Origin of the sequence: Candidatus Thiosymbion oneisti, from assembly GCF_004359955.1 — a bacterium.
GTDB classification, from domain to species: Bacteria; Pseudomonadota; Gammaproteobacteria; order Chromatiales; family Chromatiaceae; genus Thiosymbion; species Thiosymbion oneisti.
The window spans coordinates 79595-100050 of record NZ_SMSC01000014.1 but is presented as its reverse complement, the minus strand read 5'-3'; the positions used below and the strand labels follow the sequence as shown (position 1 = coordinate 100050).

Below are 20456 nucleotides of genomic sequence, written 5' to 3'. Positions count from 1 at the left end.
AGCATCTGCTCGCCTCATGTATCCCAGAGCGTCGCATTTCGATTACTTACTGATCTTGGGCTTTAAAGCCGTTGATGCCCTGATCATCGCCGCCGTCCTAGTCGCCGCGATCAAGCTCCACGGACCACTCTGGGGACCAGGCTACACAATAGCCGTACTGGTGGCCGTTATTGTCTTCTTTTTAGTCGCTGAGGTCGTTGGTCTCTATCGTCCCTGGCGAGGAGAGACCGTCTCACGCCAGTTTTTTCAGCTCCTGCTCGTTTGGATGTGGACCTTTTTTATCCTGCTGCTGCTGGCGTATGGATTTAAATCCAGCAGTTTTTATTCACGCATCGCGATCGGCATCTGGCTGATTACAACGCCGTTCCTGCTGAGTACCTGGCGGATCGTCGGAAGGAGGGTCTTTTGTTATAAGGGTCGGAAAAGCAATGTGGTCGTTTGGGGTAGCGGAGCGCTTTATGAGCAGCTCGTGGCAACCATCTCGCAAACTCCCCGGCTGGGTCTGAACTTGGTGGAGCATATCCGGGATGACAGTGTGAATGGTTCAGCTTCCGACACCATGGACCCTAGCGCCGAGCCGACGATCAGCAAGCTAGGCAGCCTCGTCCAAGGTGCAAAAAACGGCGACTTCGATATCCTCTACATTGCCCTGCCCACCATGGCACGCGCTGAAATCGCCGAGCTTGTCGATCGACTCGCGGACAGCACCCTGTCCGTGTATATGGTTCCCGACTACTTCACCTCGAGTCTAGCTCAAGGCAAATGGTCAAATTTGGAGGGTATCCCGCTCGTCAGCATCTATGACACCCCGTTTTGGGGCGTAGAGGGTTGGGTGAAACGGATCCAGGACGTCGTACTCTCAAGTCTCTTCCTGCTCGCCGCCGCGGTTCCGATGCTACTCATCACCATCGCGATCAAGCTCTCCTCACCAGGCCCTGTGTTGTTCAAACAGCGCCGCTATGGGATAAATGGGAAAGAGATCAAGGTCTGGAAGTTCCGCTCGATGCACGTCTGCGAGGATGAGGACAAGATACCGCAGGCCAGAAAAGACGATCCCCGGATCACCAAGCTCGGCGCCTTGCTTCGCCGTACCTCCCTGGATGAGTTACCCCAACTCATCAATGTCCTGTTCGGTACCATGTCCATCGTCGGTCCCCGCCCCCATGCAATTGCCCACAACAAGCTTTACCGCAAGCAGATCAAAGGGTACATGCTGCGGCACAAGGTACGGCCCGGGATCACCGGGTGGGCCCAGATCAACGGCTGGCGTGGTGAAACCGATGACCTTTACAAGATGGAAAAACGCATCGAATATGATCTCTGGTATATTCGCAACTGGTCGCTGTGGCTGGATCTCAAGATCGTGCTCCTGACCCTGCTGTACGGGTTCACCGGTAAGGCCGCCTACTGACTGGACACCGCACCGCCAATACTTGGATTTCAAGGGAATGACACAACTCGGCCCGAAAGCACCAACCCGTCCGCGGGTCCTCATGGTGATCGGCACCCGCCCGGAGGCGATAAAAATGGCGCCTGTAGTTCAGGCGCTGGCAGCGGAGGAGGTGATCACCGGCCGTGTTTGTGTCACGGCCCAACACCGGCAGATGCTCGATCAGGTGCTCCAGCTCTTTGCCATCTGCCCGAATTACGATTTAGATCTCATGCAGCCCGATCAGGCCCTTACCGATCTTACGGCCGAGGTGCTGCTTGGTCTGCGTCCGGTCTTGCAAGATTGCAAACCCAATCTCGTCCTGGTGCAGGGTGATACCACTACCACCTGGGCCGCAGCCCTGGTTGCCTTCTATCAGCGCATTCCCGTGGGCCATGTGGAAGCCGGACTGCGCACCGGCAGTCGCTACGCCCCCTGGCCCGAAGAGATGAACCGCCGCCTCACTGGCAGGCTGGCCGAGCTACACTTTGCGCCCACCGAGCGCGCACGCCTTAATCTGCTGCGCGAAGGGGTAAAGGACACCAGCATTACCGTCACCGGAAACACCGTCATCGACGCCCTGCTGGACGTGGTACAACGGCTGCGGACCGATCCCGTGCTCCGGCATCGGGTAGAGGCTCCGTTCGACTTTCTCGATCCCGCCCGCCGACTCATCCTGGTTACGGGTCATCGGCGGGAAAACTTCGGCGCCGGCTTCGAGCGCATCTGCCGGGCCCTGGCTACCCTGGCCCAAAGGCCCGATATCCAGATCCTCTATCCGGTTCACCTGAATCCTAATGTACAAGAGCCCGTCCGACGCCTGCTGGGTGGAGTGGACAATATCCACCTCATAGCGCCCTTGGACTATCTTCCGTTCGTCGCACTCATGGACCGCGCGTACCTCCTGCTCACGGACTCGGGCGGGATCCAGGAAGAAGCCCCCGCCCTCGGCAAGCCGGTCCTGGTCATGCGCGATACGACCGAGCGTCCCGAAGCCATCGCAGCCGGTACCGCCCGTCTGGTCGGCACCGATGCCGCCGCCATCGTGGCCGAGGCCACCAGGCTGCTCGACGACGAACACGCCTATCGCGCCATGTCCCACGCCCACAACCCGTACGGCGATGGACACGCCGCGGCCCGTATCGCAGCCACCCTGAGGGTCCGTTATGCGTGACCCACAAGGCCGCAAGATTTGCGTTATGGGACTCGGCTACATCGGCCTACCCACCGCAGGTTTCCTAGCCAGCAAAGGCTTTGAGGTTCACGGGGTCGACGTCAATCCCGCGGTAGTCGAGACTGTCAACACCGGGCGTATCCACATTCACGAGCCCGAGCTCGAGCGCCTGGTCGAATCCGCGGTGCGGAGCGGGCGCTTCAAGGCCGCTACTCAACCCGTCGCGGCGGACATCTTCATCCTTGCCGTCCCCACGCCGTTCAAGGACGACCATGAGCCCGACCTTGGGTACGTGGAGGCCGCCACGCGGGCCGTTGTCCCCCAGCTGGTGCCGGGCAACCTGGTGATCCTGGAGTCTACCAGTCCGGTCGGCACCACCGAGCGGGTCGCCCACTGGCTGGCGGAAGAACGCCCGGAACTCGCCATCGCTGGCCACACCCATCACCAAGCCGAATCCCACGAGACCATCCGGGTTGCTTATTGCCCCGAGCGTGTCCTGCCTGGACGTATCATCCAAGAACTGGTCGCCAATGATCGCATCGTCGGCGGTATCGATGCGACCTCCACCGCCGCTGCCGCGGACTTCTACCGCGAATTCGTTGCCGGCAAGGTCCTCACCACCGACAGCCGTACCGCCGAGCTGACCAAGCTCGCCGAGAATACCTTCCGCGACGTCAATGTCGCCCTGGCCAACGAGCTGTCCCGGATCTGCGGTCAGCTGAGCATCGATGTCCGGGAGCTGATCCGGCTGGCCAACCATCACCCCCGGGTCGAGATCCTGCGCCCCGGACCCGGCGTCGGTGGGCACTGCATTGCCGTAGACCCCTGGTTCATCATCCACTCTGTTCCAGAACAAAGCCGGCTCATCCGCGCCGCCCGCGAGGTCAATATCGCCCAGCCGGAGTTCGTGGTCACCAAGGTACGTGCTGAGATCGCCCACATCCGACACCCGACCATCGCCTGCTTCGGTCTCGCCTACAAGGCCGACATCGACGACCTGCGCGAGAGCCCAGCCATCGAGATCGCGCTACGCCTGGCCCAGGAAAGGAACGGACGCATCCTCGTCGTCGAGCCCCACATCGAGGCATTACCGATACCATTGGCCGACGCCGGCGTCCGGCTTTACGGTGCAAAGGAAGCATTGGCAGAGGCGAATATCGTACTCGGGCTCGTCCCACACACGGCATTCCGGAAGATATCCCGACAGGCATTGCAGGAAAAAATCGTGATTGATACTTGTGGATTGTGGAAATAGAGTGGCGAAGGAAAATACATCCACCCGAGCGGGCCGGGGCCCGGTCCACGACAGCAGCTATAAGCTGTTGTATTCACACGTCGCTATGGTCAGTGACCTGTTGCAAGGTTTCATACCGGGCACCTGGATCAATGAGCTGGACCTGGCCACGCTGGAAAAATGCAATGGCAGCTACATCAGCGACGACCTCCGCGACCGCGCCGACGACCTCATCTGGCGCGTGCGCTGGGGCCGGGATTGGCTCTATGTCTATCTGTTGCTTGAATTCCAATCCACGATAGATCGCTGGATGGCGGTGCGTATCCAAACCTACCTCGGGCTTCTTTACCAGGACCTGATCCGCACTCAGCAGCTGAGTCAGGCCGGTCTACTGCCGCCGGTATTCCCTATCGTCCTCTACAATGGAGCCGATCCCTGGAATGCCGCGGGGACCCTCGACGACCTGATCGAACCGGCGCCACCCATGCTGGGCGAATACCGGCCGCAACAGGCGTATTTCCTGATCGACGAGCAGCGTGTCGCTGAGCAAGGCAACCTGCCGCAGCGCAATCTAAGCGCTGCGCTCTTCCGCCTCGAAGCCAGCCGAACACCTGCGGAGGTGCTGACAATCCTCCATGCCTTGGTCGAGTGGCTCGTAGCACCGGAACAAACCGGTCTGCGGCGGGCCTTTACTGTCTGGCTCAACCGGGTGTTTCTTCCCAAGCGACTTCCGGGCGTAGAATTCGAGTCACTGACCGATTTACATGAGGTACACGACATGTTGTCCAATCGCGTAGAAAGCTGGACAGATCAATGGAAACGCGAGGGTTTGAAGCAAGGTCTGGAGCAGGGTCTGGAGCAGGGTCTGGAGCAGGGTCTGGAGCAGGGTCTGGAGCAGGGTCTGGAGCAGGGTCTGGAGCAAGGTCGCCAAGAGACGCGCCACCTACTCGCCCGCCAAGCCCGCCACCGCTTCGGTCCCGCGATCGCCGCGCAGGCCGAGCCGCTCCTGGCAGCGATTGTCGATCCTCTACAGCTGCAGCATCTTGGCGATGCACTCCTCGCCTGCCCCGACAGCACCGCTTGGTTGCGTGCCCTGCGTCAGGCACGGTCCACGCCAACCGCCGGCGACGGGCGCCCGTAACCGACATTCAAAAGCAGTCGATGAGCCTAATTGAAAACGCTTGCGACAGGGAGCGGAGCAAAAGGGAAGACCTGACCCTTTATCCGCACAAGAGCGACCTAACCTTGAATCTTATGCAATCATCCGGAGCATGACAACTAGGGTATAAGATATTGTGTACTGGTAACGACAAGCTACGATAGGGGCGCAGTGAGTGTTTAACGACAAGTCGATTCTTATTACCGGCGGCACCGGATCCTTCGGCAGGCAGTGCACAAAAACGGTCCTGGAGCATTGTGACCCTCGCCGGTTAATCGTCTTCTCGCGCGACGAGCTCAAGCAGTTCGAGATGCGGCAGGAATTCAACGCACCCTGCATGCGTTACTTCATCGGTGACGTCAGAGACTATGAGCGCCTGGAGCAGGCAACGCGCGGGGTCGACTACGTGATCCATGCCGCTGCCCTGAAGCAAGTCCCGGCGGCCGAGTACAACCCGACCGAATGCATCAAGACCAATGTCTACGGCGCTGAAAAACTCATCCGCTCCTGCCTTGTCAACGGGGTCGAGAAGGTCATTGCGCTATCTACGGACAAGGCCGCGACCCCCATCAACCTCTACGGTGCCACCAAGCTCGCATCCGATAAACTCTTCGTGGCCGCCAACAACATGGCCGGTGGCCACAAGACGACCTTCGCCGTAGTACGCTACGGCAACGTCGTCGGCTCCCGCGGCTCGGTCGTTCCATTCTTCAAGAAGCTCATCGCCGGGCAGGCGGAAGCCCTGCCCATCACCGACGAACGGATGACCCGTTTCTGGATCACGCTCCGGCAAGGCGTGGACTTTGTACTGGAGAGTTTCCAACGGATGCAGGGTGGAGAGATCTTCGTGCCCAAGATCCCATCGCTCCGGATTATGGATCTGGCGCAGGCCATGGCGCCCGAAATAGCGACCCGCATCATCGGGATCCGTCCCGGCGAAAAGCTGCACGAGGTCATGTGTCCCGCCGACGACTCGCATCTGACCCTGGAGTTTGCCGACCACTACATCATCCAACCGACGATCGAGTTCGCCTATAGGAACCAGGGATACGACGTGAATGCGATCGGCGAGACAGGAATGCCGGTCATACCAGGATTCGAGTACAACTCCGGCACCAATAAACACTTCCTCTCTGTCGAAGAAATCCGGGAGCTTAATCGCATCGCCGCTGTCGGCTGATGCACCGCCATGTATCCAGCCCGGCACCACCCACAAGCCCCTGCACCCGATTACCGACCTTCCGACGCAGGCTCGCCGGCACCGCGTTATCCGTAAAAGTGGATAATTTGTTGACGAACTGTTCCCAAGCGCCCAACGTCAGTCAACCCCATCCGCCGAACCGTCGACGCCGACCACAGTGACCAACCGCTATCGGGGAACAATGATGGCTCGGTGCCTATTACCTCAGGCCAAGGGTGCACACAGATGTTCAGCACCGCCGCGCTTCGAGTAGCCAACGTCGCGCTCCGCGGATTTGCTATGGGCAGCAAGTTCGTCTTGATCTTTGTGCTGGCCAGGCTTCTGGAGCCGGCCGAACTGGGTCTGTATGGCCTGTTTGCAATTACGGTAAGGTTCGGCACGCTGCTCATCGGCGGGGACTATTACATCTATGCCCAGCGAGAGCTGTTATCGGAGGATAGGCAGCGTTGGTCGTTTGTCCTCCAGCATCAAGCGATCGCCACCGGATTGCTCTACCTGGCCCTCCTGCCGACCCAACTGCTGCTCTTCCGGTTTGATCTGTTGCCCGGCAGTCTGATCGTCTGGTTCTTCTTGTTGTTGGTCTTCGAGCACCTTGCCCAGGAAATCAACCGACTCCTCATCGTCATGGGACGGCCCATTATCGGGAGCTGGATCTTCTTCATCCGTATGGGGGCCTGGGTCTGGCCCCTGGTGGCTATCATGTGGCTCCTGCCGCGGGCGCGAACGCTGGACGCGATTTTTCTCGCCTGGCTGCTCGGCTCCGCGCTCGCGTTCGCTCTCGGAATGCTGGCCGTCATCAGAGAAGCGGCACCCTGGCGACGCTGGCCTTTGGATTATGCCTGGCTGAAGCGGGGTTTCGGTGTGGCCCTTCTGTTCCTGACGGCGACCCTCTGTAGCAATGTGATGACTACGGCTGACCGCTATATAGTCGAAGCTCTGGTTGGTAGGGACTTGCTGGGTGTTTACGTGCTGTATATGAGCATTGCGATGGCGATCGTCGCCTTCCTGGATCCGGCGGTGTTCTCGTTCCTGTATCCGCGGATTGTCGGCGCTTATCGCCGGGGGGAACTGCTTGCTTATCGCCGCCTCATGAAGGAACTGATTTGGTCGTCTATCGCGCTTAGTCTCGGGCTTGCAATCCTGATTGCCCTATCGGCGCCGTTCGTCCTGCGGTGGACCGGGCGGTCCCTCTATGTCGAGCACCTACCCTTGCTTTGGGTCCTCTTGAGTGTTGCCGTGATCCATGTGATCGGGATGGCCCCGCACTACAGCCTCTACGTCCGGGGGGCCGATCGCGTAATCGTACTCGCGCATATTTCAGCGCTGTTCGTTTTTGCCGCGGTGGCCGTGTTGGTTGCCCCGCACGCGCCCTTCTACGCGCCGGCGTACGGGTTACTGGCTGGTTTCCTCTGGATAGGCGGCCTCGAGCTCGTTTGGTACCGACACTTAGCCCGTAGGATGCGGTGAGGCCAGGTCTGTCCCGACGCAGGCTTGTCCCGACGGAGGAGGGAACCTGGAGGGAGCTTGCCGAACCGCATCTTTGGACTCATTCAACCCCCTCCGACATCCTGTGCATCCTGTACAAGATCCTGTTGCCATTCAACTCTAACTGACTGTTTTTACATGTTGAATGGCCGCAATACCCCGCTACAGTCGATCAAGTGGTTAGCGTAGGGTCTGCTGTGCGGACCTTCTGAATGTCAACATCTGACGGTGCTTGAAGTGGTATTATTCCACTCCGTTCGGTCCGGCACCGAAGTCCCTTTCCGATCCGCCGCCGCCAAACCAATGATCCCATACGGCAGACACGATATTACCGAAGGAGACATCGCCGCTGTCGTCGCAGTACTCCGTTCGGATTTCATCACGCAGGGCCCCGTGATTGAACGCTTCGAGAAGGCTGTCGCCGGGTACTGCGGCGCCAGTCACGGCATTGCGGTTAACAGCGCCACCTCCGCCCTGCACATCGCCTGCCTGGCGCTCGGGCTGGGAGCGGGCGACCGGCTCTGGACCTCGCCCATCACCTTCGTCGCCTCCGCCAACTGTGGACGCTACTGCGGCGCCCAGGTCGACTTCGTCGATATTGACCCGCTTACCTATAACCTGAGTGTCGAGGCACTCGCCGCCAAGCTCGCCCAGGCGGAGACTCGGGGCACCCTGCCCAAGGTCCTGGTGCCGGTGCACTTCGCCGGACAGTCCTGCGACATGGTGGGCATCCGGGCCTTGGCCGACCGCTATGGCTTCAAGATCCTGGAAGATGCCTCCCACGCCATCGGCGGGCGCTATCGTGACGAGCCGGTCGGCTCTTGTAAGTACTCGGATATCACCGTCTTCAGCTTCCATCCCGTAAAGATCATCACCACCGGCGAAGGGGGGGTGGCGGTCACCAAGGACGCGGACCTCGCCGTGCGTATGACCCGGCTACGCAGCCACGGTATCACCCGTGACCCGCGCGCGATGCAGGGCGAATCGGATGGTCACTGGTACTACCAGCAGCTCGAGCTCGGCTTCAATTACCGCATGACCGACATCCAGGCCGCACTCGGTTACAGCCAGATGCAGCGCCTGGATACTTATGTGGGCCGGAGGCAGGAGCTCGCCGAACGCTACGATACGCGCCTTTCCGAGTTGCCGCTCGTTCGGCCCCATCGGCATCCGGACACCTACTCCGCTTGCCATCTCTACGTCATCCAGGTGGACCCGGAGCGCACACCCCTCGGGCGTGGCGTCCTGTTCAATCGACTCAGACAAGAGGGGATTGGCGTCAATGTCCATTACATCCCCGTGCACACCCAGCCCTATTACCGATACCTTGGCTTCAAGCATGGTGATTTTCCTGTTGCCGAACGCTTCTATGTAAATGCCATTAGTTTGCCGCTCTATCCGACCATGACCGAGGAACAACAGAATATCGTGATCGAATCGATCTCGATGGCTTTACGATGAGGATAGCGGTAATCCCGGCCTGGGGAGGGAACAAACGCATCCCACGAAAGAACATCCATGCTTTGCCGGAAGGCCGATTGTCTGCCACTCCATCGCCGCGGCCCAGGAGAGTCGCTTGTTCGATCACATAGCGGTTCCAACCGATGACGCCGAAATCGCCTCGGTTGCACGGCAATACCATTAAGTTAGAGACTGTCATCTCGACTAGAGGGGTAACCGTTCAACCCCCTTCTCTTCGGGATCAGGATCGAGAGAGAGTTGAACGGTTACCCGAAGGGAGAGATCCTGGACCGTAAAATCAGGCACATATTCACAAGATTTCTCGCTGCCTGCCTGTGCGTCCCTGCATGCAGACAGGCGCTCGAAATGACAAGTAACAACAAACGCTGCCGGCAGCGCTTAACTTAATGGCATTGGGTTGCACGGGACCTGACAATCAGGCGTAAGGCATTCCCGATGCAAGTATCTCAATAAAGCCCAATGGGGAACTAATCCATGTACAGCACGACTCAAGAGCAGTTCTGGGCCAAGACTTACGGCGATGAATACACAAAGCGGAATATGGATTCAAGGCTAATAGTCAACAACGTGGCCTTTTTTCTCAGAATCCTGCGCCGTACTGGTCCCCTTAAGTCTGTTATCGAGCTCGGAGCAAACATCGGATTCTGCCTGCGCGCGCTTCGGTCATTGCTTCCTGACACCGAGCTTTCCGCGCTCGAGATCAACGAATCCGCGGCTGACGTTTTAGAGAGTTGGGGCGAGGTTACCCGGGTCTATCGACAGTCTCTCCTTGAATTCGAGCCGAACCGGTGTTGGGATCTTGCCTTTACGAAAGGTGTGTTGATCCATATAAATCCAGAGAAACTTTCAGTTGCCTACGATAAGCTCTACGCATCGAGCGGCAAATATGTATTGGTTGCGGAGTACTACAATCCGAAGCCGGTGACGATCCCCCATCAAGGCCATACAGACACACTCTTTAAACGCGATTTTGCAGGGGAGTTGCTCGACCGATTCTCCGATCTCCGACTCATCGACTATGGCTTCGTTTATCGGCGTGATCCGGTTTTCCCGCAAGACGATGTGTCTTGGTTTCTGATGGAGAAACGTTAGCGGATAGACTTAAGGGCACCTTGAATTTTTCAAGGTGGCCATGAATAAAAGTCAGGAGGTTGTCGCTGAACGGTAATGTTGTTTCTAGGATTCTTTGAGGGACCTGCATCTTTACAAACGAGTCAAGTTTGTGCGCTGCACAAAAATAGTTCTGCCTCTTGTTGGGCAGGAATCGCAAATCCTTTGAACCACGGATGGACACAGATGGACACGGATAAACACAGATCACAATCCGTGTTTATCCGTGTCCATCCGTGGTTCTTCCTTGGGGGAGGAGGGGGTCACGACTCGTCGGTCTGAGGCGAAGCCTCGCTGGATTTTGTACGCAATTGTATTAGCGGTGCCGAAAAATGGAGTCTGTCGTTGATAGTATTAGCCGAATTGCGCTCGGCACCGTTCAGCTTGGTCTTGACTACGGAATTGCAAACACAAGAGGACAGGTCGTGCTGGAGGAGGCTACGGCGATTCTTCGCTATGCGCGTGATAATGGCCTGGACACGTTGGATACCGCGGTAGCTTATGGTGATGCAGAACGGCGACTCGGCGCGATCGGCATAGGTGGTTGGCGAGTCGTGTCGAAGTTGCCGGCACTGCCCGAGAAGATCCGTAGCGTCGATGATTGGGCCACGCGGGTGGTAACCGATTCCCTGCACAGGCTTCGGATAGAACGCTTGCATGGTTTATTGCTGCACCGCCCAAAAGATTTGCTGAGTACTTGCGGCAAAGCCCTGTATTGTGCCCTGCAAGGCCTCAAGGAACGCGGATGGGTCGAGAAGATCGGCATTTCGGTCTATGGTCCGGATGAGCTCGACAATATCTGCAATTTCTTCGACCTGGACCTCGTGCAAGTACCGCTGAATGTCCTGGACCGGCGGCTGGTAACTTCCGGTTGGCTACCGCGCCTGCAGCGAAATGGGATCGAGGTACATGTCCGCTCGGTCTTTCTTCAGGGGCTGCTACTGATGTCGGCCAATAGCCGACCAGCCGGGTTTCGCCGTTGGCAGGGGTTGTGGGATCGATGGCAAACCTGGTTGGCGGATACCGGTCTCGATCCCTTGTCCGCATGCCTGGGCTTTGTACTGGATCAGCCGGGCATCGACCGGGTTATTGTCGGGGTCGAAGACTTGAGCCAGCTTCAGGAGATCTTGACTGCTGCATCCGGTCCTGTGCCCGCGCTGCCCGATGATCTGGGCTCCGACGATCCCGACCTGATCAACCCCTCGCGGTGGCATCTTTCATGAAAACCCTGGCCATCGTTCAGGCACGAATGGGATCGACCCGTTTTCCCAGCAAGGTGATGCAACCCATTCTGGGGAAACCGATGATCGGGTTGTTACTCCACCGGCTTTCCCTGGCAAAGCGGATCGACCGGATCCTGCTGGCAACCTCCGACCATTCCCGGGATCGACCGCTCGTGGAGTACGTGCGGGAGCTAGGGTATGCCGTATATCGGGGAAGCGAGAAAGACGTGCTGGACCGCTATTACCAGGCGGCTAAGCCGCATAAGCCTGCTGCCGTAGTACGGATTACCGGAGATTGTCCGCTAATCGATCCGGCGGTAGTGGACGCCGTGGTCGGGGCCTTTCACGCAGACGCGGTAGACTATTTATCCAACACTGGGCAACGGACCTTTCCGGACGGACTGGATACGGAGGTGTTTTCGTTCCCGGCCCTGGAACGGGCGAGTCGGGAAGCGACCCGACCTCACGAGCGGGAACACGTCACCCCCTACCTGCGGGAATCGGGTAACTTTTCGCTCGGCAATTATCCTCATGAGGAGGATTGCTCGGCCGAGCGCTGGACTGTGGATGAGCCTGAGGACCTGGACGTTGTTCGGTACGTATTCACGCACTTTCATCCCCGACTGGACTTCGGTTGGCTCGAGGTGTTGGCCTGGTGTCGGCAGCAGCCGGAGCTGTTCGCGGCCAATCGTCACTTGCCCAGCAACGAAGGCGCGACCATGGGCACGGGCCAAAAGCTCTGGCGACGCGCCAAGCGTATTATCCCAGGTGGCAACATGCTGCTGTCGAAGCGGGCCGAGATGTTTCTGCCGGAACAGTGGCCGGCCTATTTCAGCCGCGCACAGGGGTGCAGGGTCTGGGACCTGGACGACCGCGAATACATCGATATGTCGTTCATGGGCATCGGCACCAATATCCTGGGCTATGGTCATCCGGAAGTCGACGAGGCCGTCATGCAGACGGTGCGGGCCGGTAACATGAGCACCTTGAATTGCCCGGAGGAGGTCGCTTTAGCCGAACGGCTGATCGATTTACATCCCTGGGCGGAGATGGTGCGCTTCGCCCGCTCCGGCGGCGAGACCAATGCCATCGCCATTCGCATCGCCCGTGCCGCATCGGGACGCGATAAGATTGCTATTTGTGGCTATCATGGCTGGCATGATTGGTATCTCTCTGCGAATCTTGCCGATGACCACAACCTGGATGGACACCTATTGCCCGGACTCGAGCCCAAGGGTGTTCCACGCAACCTGGCAGGCACGGTATTTCCTTTCACCTACAACCGCTTCGATGAGCTGGAGGCGCTGGTTGCGCAACAGGATATCGGCGTTATCAAGATGGAAGTGTCCCGCAACCTGGGGCCACAAGAAAGCTTCCTGCAGAATGTGCGTAAGCTCGCTATCGACAAAGACATCGTTCTGATTTTCGACGAATGCACATCCGGATTCCGCGAGACTCTCGGCGGTCTGCACAAAAAGTTCGGCGTCGAGCCGGACCTGGCGATATTCGGCAAGGCATTGGGAAACGGCTACGCGATCACGGCGGTCATCGGGCGCCGTGCCGTGATGGAGGCCGCACAATCGACCTTCATCAGCAGCACATTCTGGACCGAGCGCATTGGACCGAGCGCGGCCTTGAAGACGCTTGAGGTTATGGAACGTAAGCGCTCCTGGGAGCGGATCACCACGACAGGCCATGCGATCGCCGAGAACTGGCGGCGCCTCGCCGACGACAGGGGGGTCCGAATCGATCTCTCCGGTTTGCCGGCACTGATCGGCTTTGCAATCCAAAGTCCCCAGGCGCTGGAATACAAGACCCTGATAACCCAGGAGATGTTGGCGAAGGGCTATCTTGCCGCAACCAGTGTCTATGTCTGTACGGAGCACACATCGGAGGTCATTGACGGCTACTTCGACGCTCTCGACGGCGTCTTCGACCTGATCGGTGAGTGCGAGCAGGGGCGGGATGTCACCTCGCTCCTGAAGGGGACTGTCTGCCACACCGGCTTCAAGCGATTGAACTAATAAGCAATCAGCTATTCCTTGTGCGCATCGCCTTCCGTACCGACTCCTCCCTGCAGATCGGCACCGGTCACCTGATGCGCTGCCTCACCCTCGCGGACGGGTTGGTACGGCGTGGGCATACCGTGCTCTTCATCTGCCGCGAGCTGGCGGGCAATGTCAACGCCTTGGTGTGTGAGCGGGGACACAGGCTCGCGCTGCTGCCGGCCCCGCCTGCCTCCGGTGTGGTAACGGCCCAGGAGAATGCCCCGGCCCATGCCGCCTGGCTCGGCGTATCCCAGGATACAGATACGGAACAGACGGTAGCGGCGTTGGATCGTGCCGGTGTCGACAAGCTCGATTGGCTCGTGGTGGATCATTATGCCCTCGACACGCGCTGGGAAGCGCATCTGCGTAGCCGTTGTATCCGGCTCATGGTCATCGACGATCTGGCGGATCGCCCGCATGATTGTGATTTGCTGCTCGACCAGAACCTCGGCCAAATGCCAGCTACTTATGCGCATCGAGTCCCGGCAAGCAGCAAGGTCCTGGCTGGACCGCAATACGCGTTGTTGCGCCCCGAGTTTGCTGCACTGCGGCAATACAGCCTCAATCGGCGGGCCATTCCGCGACTAGAGTGTTTGCTGGTCAGCATGGGTGGGGTCGATAAGGATAATTTCACCGGCAAGGTACTCAGGGCACTGAAACCTGGTCCGTTACCGCCGGACTGCCGCATCAAGGTGGTGATAGGTCCCCATGCTCCCGCGCTGGAACACGTAAGGGCATTGGCCTCCGAAATGCCGTGGGTGACTGAAGTTCTGGTTAACGTATGGGACATCGCGAAACTGATGGCCGAGAGCGACCTGGCGATTGGTGCGGCGGGAAGTACCTCCTGGGAACGTTGCTGTCTCGGTATTCCGACAATTCTTTTTCCTGTAGCGAGTAATCAAATATCCAATTGCGCCGCCTTGGGGAAAGCCGGAGCGGTAATCGCGTTGGATGCCCGAGTTTTGACCGGGAGGGGTCAGCCCGAGTGGGCGCGTGCGATACAAGATGCAATTGAAAAGGTAGAACCGAAGTTGCACGTTATGTCTCAAGCAGGTGCGCGCATCTGTGACGGCCTGGGCACCGGCCGGTTGGTTAACGAACTTATTAGCGAGAACCCGAAATGACCTCAGACGTTCTTAGCTTCTGGAATAGCAGAGCCCCGCTCTCATGCAAAGCAGGCAGCAATGATCTGATTGCCAAATCGATAGAGATCGAGGCCCTGGCAAACTATTTCAGGGATGGACTCGAGGTTATGGAGTTTGGTTGCGGCAATGGAATAACTGCCCTCGAGCTGGCGAGGCGTTTCCAAATAAGCATCGAAGCGTTCGATTTTTCTTCAGCCATGATCGAAGCAGCCGTATCATCGGCAAACTCGACAGACCTCTCTTCCAAGGTAAATTTTTCAGTGGGTGACATTACCGATCCGCCGGAAATAGCCGGTCGTTTCGATATTGTCTTCACAGAGCGAATGGTGATAAATCTCTCTCATTGGAAAGCACAGCTTGCCGCTATCAGTACGCTATGTGGTTATCTGAAACCGGGAGGCAAGCTATTGCTTATGGAGAATAGTGCTACTGGTCTGAAAAAAATAAATGAAATGCGAAGTATGGTGGGCCTACCAGAGATTTCTCCACCCTGGCACAACCTCTACCTTGATGACACAAAAGTCTCTGAGGTCACGATCGATGATTGCGATCTGGTCGAGGTTGTGCCCTATAGCGCAACATATTATTTTCTCAGCCGCGTGGTCAACGCATGGCTTGCGCATCAGGAGGGGCGGGAACCCAGCTATGATGCGCCGGTGAACCGCCTCGCACAGCTGCTTCCCCCTATTGGGGATCATGCACAAGGAAAGTTGTGGGTTTTCGAAAAGAGGTCTTGATATGGGCCTTGGTCGTCGTCTATGAAAAGGTCTTGAAAAATGAGCTATAACCTAATCCGAATCGCAGACCGAACAATAGGGTCTGATCACCCACCATTCATTGTTGCCGAGATGTCCGGTAACCATAACCGATCGCTCGATCGCGCCTTGGCGATCGTCGAGGCGGCGGCAAAGGCCGGCGCGCATGCCCTCAAGCTCCAGACCTACACCGCGGATACCATGACCCTCGATCTCAAGGAGGGTGAGTTCTTCATCGATGATCCGAACAGCCTGTGGCAGGGCAAGTCACTCTATGAGCTCTACCAAGAAGCGCATACCCCGTGGGACTGGCACGAACCGATCTTCAGACGTTGCCGGGAGCTGGGGCTCATCGGTTTCAGCACGCCGTTCGACGAGACCGCGGTCGATTTCCTCGCAGGGCTCGAGGTCCCCTGCTACAAAATCGCCTCGTTCGAGAACACCGACATCCCGCTGATCCGCAAGGTCGCCGCTACCGGCAAGCCGGTGTTCATCTCGACCGGCATGGCCACCGTCACCGAGCTCGATGAGAGCGTCCGCGCCGCCCGCGAGGCCGGCTGCAAGGATCTGATCCTCTTGAAATGCACCAGCACCTACCCGGCAACGCCCGAAGACACCAATCTCCTCACCATCCCCCATCTGCGCGAGTTGTTCGGCTGCCAGATCGGCCTCTCCGATCACACCCTGGGCATCGGCGTTGCTATTGCCAGTGTGGCACTGGGAGCGACCGTCATCGAGAAGCACTTCACCCTTGCCCGCGAGGACGGCGGCGTCGACTCGGCGTTCTCGCTGGAACCGCACGAGCTGGCGGCCCTGGTCGTAGAGACCGAACGTGCCCGGCAGGCACTCGGGGAGGTGACATACGGCCCGACCGAGGGTGAACGCGCCTTACGGGCCTTTCGTCGGTCCCTCTATGTGTGCGCGGATCTCCAACCCGGCGATAGGCTGACCGAGCACAGTGTCCGGGCCATTCGACCTGGAAAGGGATTACCCCCGAAGTACCTCGATAAGTTGATCGGCATGCGGGTAGGTCAGGCCGTCAAAAGGGGTACACCGCTGACGTGGAACCTACTGGAGATGGATAAACTCGGGCAATAAGAGAGACAGTTAGTGCGAATACTTATAACCGGCGCTGCGGGAGTGATAGGAAAGAAACTCACCAAATATCTCTGCGAGACTAGTCATCGAATCATACCGGTGGATGTTGTGCAGCGTGATGGGGTGATTTCTGCTGACTTGCGAGACGAAGCCACTGTATATCGTCTTGTAAAAGAGTATGTCCCTGACCTGATACTACATCTGGCAGCTATCAAGAATCTACGCTTCTGTGAGCAAAACAAAGAAGCAGCTCGTGCAACGAACTACGGCATTACAGAGATTCTGACCAGAGCATGCTCGGAATTCGGAACGCGCATGATATTCTTTTCCTCGGATTATGTCTTCGGGAAATATAATCACTTTTGGCAAGAGGACGATCCTCCTTGTCCAACGACCCGATACGGTAAAGACAAAGCAGCTTCCGAGCGGCTTATCCGAGAACGACTTTCCGACTATGCAATCGTGCGGACTGCCCAAGTCTATGGTTTCGCAGGGGACTTCGTGAGTTTAACCTGTGAGGCACTGACCTCTCGACGAGAGTTCATAGTCCTTGCAAATCTCGTCAATTGCCTGACGTGGATTTACGATCTACTTCCCATGGTAAATAAAATCATAAATCACGCTAATCAGGGTATTTTCCATTGCGTAGGATCGGAAGCCATGTCTCGATACCAATATGCGTGTGAAATAGCCAAAGCGTTCGCTTTGGACCCCTCTTACATTCAAGCCGTAAATCTGGATTTTTCAAACGATATTCGTCCTCCCGTCGTTTGGCTCAATGGTGCATCCACCTACGAAACTCTTCGGGTTCATCCAGGGAAGTTGAAGGATAATCTTCCTTTATGTTCTTCATATGCAATGGAGGTAACCCGACATTGAAAAATACACCATTAATTCCGCCATCCCACAAAACCGTGGAAGGCGTGAAATACCTGCTTCTTGCATTGCTGGCCACACTCTTTTTGGTGGAGCTTGGCCTGTCGTTCGGCTGGAAAGTAAAGGGGGATTTGGTTTATATGCACTATATTGCGTATTTGATCAATGAACATGGTTTTGTGCCGTATCGTGATATCTTTGAACCCAATATGCCGGGTTCGTACCTATTCCATATGGCAATAGGAAGAATGTTTGGTTACTCCGATTATGCGCTTCGCATAGTGAATGTTGCTTGGCTTGCGGCAACATTCGTAGTAACCTGGTTTATTATGAATTCATTTGGGAAGGTTGTTGCGCTTGGTAGTTGCTTATTGTTTGGTCTCCTATACTTGGGATATGGACCCTATATGAGTCTGCAGAGAGATTTCATTGCCATATTGCCAATGGCTACCGCTCTCTTACTCGCCACCCAGCGACAACCCAACCATTCGGTTAATCTCATACATTTTCTGCATGGAGTGCTCTTTGCGTTTGTTACCCTCATCAAACCACATCTGATTATCGGGCTTCCCGCCATGATCGTGTATAACTGTATACATGACACCAATGGTTCAAAGTCGATAAAAAAACTTATCAAACCCTTTATTGTGGGGGGGCTTTTCGCGCTGGTTGGTTTTCTATTAACCCTGATAATTCCTTTTCTATGGCTTTGGCGAATTGGAGCACTCGAATCCTTTTGGGATATTTTTTCATCATATGCACCGCTATATCCACAGATGTCCGGAGATAAAAAGTTTCGGGAAACTTCCTCTCATATTATGTACGTGTTATATAAGTATTTAGACTTTAAAAGACTCGGTACTTTATCCATGGCTTCTATATTTGGACTGTATCTTGTCTTGACAAGGCCTATATTTGTTGCAATAAAAAAGCCATTGATATTATTATTCTTATTATCCATACTCTATGCCGCCTCTGCTGGTATCAGCGGGAAATTATGGTCTCCGCATTTGATGCAATATATGTACTTTGCGAGTTTGGGTGCAGCAATCATTCTCTATTCGCCTCCTTCTTCATGTGCGAACCTATATCGTCCGAACATTCTTCCCCTCTTGGTTTTCATCGTTGCCGCAACGCCAATACTCCAAGCTACTTTTTTTAGAATTGTGCTCAACGCGAAAACACCATACGAGTTATCCTTGGAGGTAAGACAAGACGAAATAACCGCGTACTTAAATGCGCATCTGTCACCAACCGATAAAGTTCAACCATTATGTTGGGACGAAGGGGTTATAGAGGCAATGCTTGCTTCAAAAGCGATCCTTGCAACTCCCTATATTGCCGAACTTCAATTTTATCATCATGTGTCAACCCCGTATATCCAAAAGTTGAGAGAAGATTTTATTACAAAGTTAGAGAGAGAAATGCCAAGATTTATTGTTGATGTACACACATACGAACCCATATCAGGATTGGACACGACGTATGAATTTCCAGAATTGAAAGCGTTTATAAAAAAACATTATGATAAAGATTATGCCGGGAGTGATTTCGATATTTTTCGCCGTGATGATAGTTAGTTCAGACAGCAGAAGCGCATCTATGTCCTCCATACGCAATGGAGCAGGAGTTACGCAGTTGAAAATGCTTTTCCGCACTTGTCGGGTCCTGAATAGTTACGATCAATCAAAAATACAGACCAACCAACAACAGGCCTTTTTCTGTAAGGCCCGGTTACGGGGGCATCGGATATGAAAAATAGTTATTGTATGAATTGCCGCAGTCCGCATCTGGAGCGGTTTATCGATCTTGGTAACCAGCCAAACGGGAATGTTTTCCCCAGCCTGAATGAAATCGATAGCGAACGGATGTTCCCTTGCGTTATGTTGGTCTGCACTCGGTGTTGGCAAGTGCAATTGGAAGAGTTTCCTCCCGTCGATGCCATGTTCACGGATCACCCCTATGTCACTGGTATCAATCAACCAATGGTTACCCACTTCGAGCACCTTGTGCATGATATTATGCGGAAATTCGCCATTCCACCGAACAGTCTTGTGCTTGACATCGGGGCCAATGATGGAACGCTGCTCTCGAAGTTTCGTGATCGTGGGATGCGCGTGTTGGGCATCGACCCTTGCAAGCGGACCGGTGAATTGGCCCGAGATGCGGGCATTACCGTCTTCGAGGCTTTTTGGAACCGGCAGGGTGCCGAAGCGATGAAACAGCTTGGGGGCCATCCTGATCTGATCACAGCTACCGCCGTATTCTATCATCTGGAAGATATTCATAGCTTTGTCCAAGGCTTGGAGATTATTATGAGGGAGAATACGATCTTTTGTACCCAGTGTGTGTATCTGAAAGACCTGATCGACAATCTTCAATTCGACCATTTCTATCACGAACACACGATGATGCATGCGATTGGCCCGCTACGAACTCTTTTCTCCGAATATGGTCTACGATTATTGGATGTGGACTTCTATCCTGTTCATGGGAGGTCTTTTGTATTGTATGTCGGCAGAGAAGAGTCACGTTTTCCTACGACAAGAAAGATTGATGATACAATTGCCGAGGAGAAACGCGCCGGGCTCGGTCGGCTACAAACGTATTTCGACTTTTCCAAACGTGTGGAACACAACAAACAGGAGCTTATGTCATTTCTGAGGCAAATCAGAAGTGCAGGAAAGCGAGTGTTTGGAGTTGGCGCCCCTGTGAAAGGAAGCACCTTGCTTAATTACTATGGTATCGGGCCTGATCTCGTCGCATGTCTCACCGAAATCAATTCGTATAAAATCGGTCGCTACAGCCCCGGAACTCATATTCCGATTGTGGACGAGAATGCAATCGATGAGCCGCCGGATTATTACTTGCTTCTGTCCTGGAATTTTCTGGATTTCTTTATCGAGAAATACGCGGATTATCTCAACGCCGGAGGTAAGTTCATTATTCCACATCCAATCGTCAAGGTTATCGGAAAAGACAGGCAATCACTATCAATAAAAAGGCAGCCCCCTCGATTGTAGAGAGTAGGATACCC

The 20456-nt window shown here is 55.8% G+C and carries 17 protein-coding genes; all 17 read left to right on the top strand.

Features of this window, described 5'->3' with window-relative positions:
* The first annotated feature begins 16 nt into the window (after positions 1-16).
* The 17 genes from E1958_RS09885 (at position 17) to E1958_RS09805 (ending at position 20442) form a co-directional block, all read left to right on the top strand.
* Positions 17-1411 (top strand): undecaprenyl-phosphate glucose phosphotransferase, encoded by a 1395-nt coding sequence (locus tag E1958_RS09885; protein WP_133511742.1) that lies wholly within the window; start codon positions 17-19, stop codon positions 1409-1411.
* A gap of 37 nt (positions 1412-1448) precedes the next feature.
* The gene (gene wecB / locus E1958_RS09880; protein WP_133511741.1) at positions 1449-2603 is read left to right on the top strand and encodes a non-hydrolyzing UDP-N-acetylglucosamine 2-epimerase; all 1155 of its coding nucleotides are present in this window, start codon (positions 1449-1451) and stop codon (positions 2601-2603) included.
* Complete coding sequence (gene wecC, locus E1958_RS09875) at positions 2596-3858, top strand: UDP-N-acetyl-D-mannosamine dehydrogenase (RefSeq protein WP_133511740.1); 1263 nt, start codon at positions 2596-2598, stop codon at positions 3856-3858. The genes wecB and wecC overlap by 8 nt, the downstream gene beginning before the upstream one ends.
* Position 3859: 1 nt before the next feature.
* Complete coding sequence (locus E1958_RS09870) at positions 3860-4978, top strand: Rpn family recombination-promoting nuclease/putative transposase (protein WP_133511739.1); 1119 nt, start codon at positions 3860-3862, stop codon at positions 4976-4978.
* A 193-nt stretch (positions 4979-5171) separates the two neighbouring features.
* Entirely contained in the window at positions 5172-6176 is a 1005-nt protein-coding gene (gene pseB / locus E1958_RS09865) for a UDP-N-acetylglucosamine 4,6-dehydratase (inverting) (RefSeq protein ID WP_133511738.1), read from the top strand.
* 246 nt (positions 6177-6422) lie between these two features.
* Positions 6423-7664 carry a lipopolysaccharide biosynthesis protein gene (locus E1958_RS09860; protein ID WP_133511737.1) on the top strand — a complete coding sequence of 414 codons (1242 nt, stop codon included), beginning with the start codon at positions 6423-6425 and terminating at the stop codon, positions 7662-7664.
* Positions 7665-7985: 321 nt separating this feature from the next.
* Positions 7986-9143, top strand: a complete 1158-nt coding sequence (gene pseC, locus E1958_RS09855) for a UDP-4-amino-4,6-dideoxy-N-acetyl-beta-L-altrosamine transaminase (RefSeq protein ID WP_133511736.1) — start codon at positions 7986-7988, stop codon at positions 9141-9143.
* Between the two features lie 19 nt (positions 9144-9162).
* Entirely contained in the window at positions 9163-9327 is a 165-nt protein-coding gene (locus E1958_RS21995; RefSeq protein ID WP_424945074.1) for a cytidylyltransferase domain-containing protein, read from the top strand.
* 311 nt (positions 9328-9638) lie between these two features.
* A complete protein-coding gene (locus E1958_RS09845) occupies positions 9639-10256 on the top strand; it encodes a pseudaminic acid biosynthesis-associated methylase (RefSeq protein WP_133511735.1) in 618 nt (205 codons plus the stop codon).
* A 350-nt stretch (positions 10257-10606) separates the two neighbouring features.
* The gene (locus tag E1958_RS09840; protein ID WP_133511734.1) at positions 10607-11497 is read left to right on the top strand and encodes an aldo/keto reductase; all 891 of its coding nucleotides are present in this window, start codon (positions 10607-10609) and stop codon (positions 11495-11497) included.
* Positions 11494-13521 carry an aminotransferase class III-fold pyridoxal phosphate-dependent enzyme gene (locus tag E1958_RS09835; protein WP_133511733.1) on the top strand — a complete coding sequence of 676 codons (2028 nt, stop codon included), beginning with the start codon at positions 11494-11496 and terminating at the stop codon, positions 13519-13521. The genes E1958_RS09840 and E1958_RS09835 overlap by 4 nt, the downstream gene beginning before the upstream one ends.
* Positions 13522-13541: 20 nt before the next feature.
* The gene (gene pseG, locus E1958_RS09830; protein WP_133511732.1) at positions 13542-14669 is read left to right on the top strand and encodes a UDP-2,4-diacetamido-2,4,6-trideoxy-beta-L-altropyranose hydrolase; all 1128 of its coding nucleotides are present in this window, start codon (positions 13542-13544) and stop codon (positions 14667-14669) included.
* A complete protein-coding gene (locus E1958_RS09825) occupies positions 14666-15427 on the top strand; it encodes a class I SAM-dependent methyltransferase (RefSeq protein WP_133511731.1) in 762 nt (253 codons plus the stop codon). Before pseG ends, E1958_RS09825 begins: the two co-directional genes overlap by 4 nt.
* A 39-nt stretch (positions 15428-15466) precedes the next feature.
* The gene (gene pseI, locus E1958_RS09820; RefSeq protein ID WP_133511730.1) at positions 15467-16543 is read left to right on the top strand and encodes a pseudaminic acid synthase; all 1077 of its coding nucleotides are present in this window, start codon (positions 15467-15469) and stop codon (positions 16541-16543) included.
* 12 nt (positions 16544-16555) lie between these two features.
* Positions 16556-17422, top strand: a complete 867-nt coding sequence (locus E1958_RS09815) for an SDR family oxidoreductase (RefSeq protein WP_133511729.1) — start codon at positions 16556-16558, stop codon at positions 17420-17422.
* Positions 17419-18999, top strand: coding sequence for a hypothetical protein (locus E1958_RS09810; RefSeq protein ID WP_133511728.1), 1581 nt, complete (start codon positions 17419-17421; stop codon positions 18997-18999). The genes E1958_RS09815 and E1958_RS09810 overlap by 4 nt, the downstream gene beginning before the upstream one ends.
* Before the next feature lie 171 nt (positions 19000-19170).
* Positions 19171-20442 carry a class I SAM-dependent methyltransferase gene (locus E1958_RS09805; protein WP_133511727.1) on the top strand — a complete coding sequence of 424 codons (1272 nt, stop codon included), beginning with the start codon at positions 19171-19173 and terminating at the stop codon, positions 20440-20442.
* Positions 20443-20456 lie beyond the last annotated feature (14 nt).

Bases quoted from the DNA above. Each gene is read 5' to 3' on its own strand.
- E1958_RS09885 (WP_133511742.1), top strand. From the start codon at position 17: ATGTATCCCAGAGCGTCGCATTTCGATTACTTACTGATCTTGGGCTTT.
- wecB (WP_133511741.1), top strand. From the start codon at position 1,449: ATGACACAACTCGGCCCGAAAGCACCAACCCGTCCGCGGGTCCTCATG.
- wecC (WP_133511740.1), top strand. From the start codon at position 2,596: ATGCGTGACCCACAAGGCCGCAAGATTTGCGTTATGGGACTCGGCTAC.
- E1958_RS09860 (WP_133511737.1), top strand. From the start codon at position 6,423: ATGTTCAGCACCGCCGCGCTTCGAGTAGCCAACGTCGCGCTCCGCGGA.
- pseC (WP_133511736.1), top strand. From the start codon at position 7,986: ATGATCCCATACGGCAGACACGATATTACCGAAGGAGACATCGCCGCT.
- E1958_RS09845 (WP_133511735.1), top strand. From the start codon at position 9,639: ATGTACAGCACGACTCAAGAGCAGTTCTGGGCCAAGACTTACGGCGAT.
- E1958_RS09840 (WP_133511734.1), top strand. From the start codon at position 10,607: ATGGAGTCTGTCGTTGATAGTATTAGCCGAATTGCGCTCGGCACCGTT.
- E1958_RS09835 (WP_133511733.1), top strand. From the start codon at position 11,494: ATGAAAACCCTGGCCATCGTTCAGGCACGAATGGGATCGACCCGTTTT.
- E1958_RS09825 (WP_133511731.1), top strand. From the start codon at position 14,666: ATGACCTCAGACGTTCTTAGCTTCTGGAATAGCAGAGCCCCGCTCTCA.
- pseI (WP_133511730.1), top strand. From the start codon at position 15,467: ATGAGCTATAACCTAATCCGAATCGCAGACCGAACAATAGGGTCTGAT.
- E1958_RS09805 (WP_133511727.1), top strand. From the start codon at position 19,171: ATGAAAAATAGTTATTGTATGAATTGCCGCAGTCCGCATCTGGAGCGG.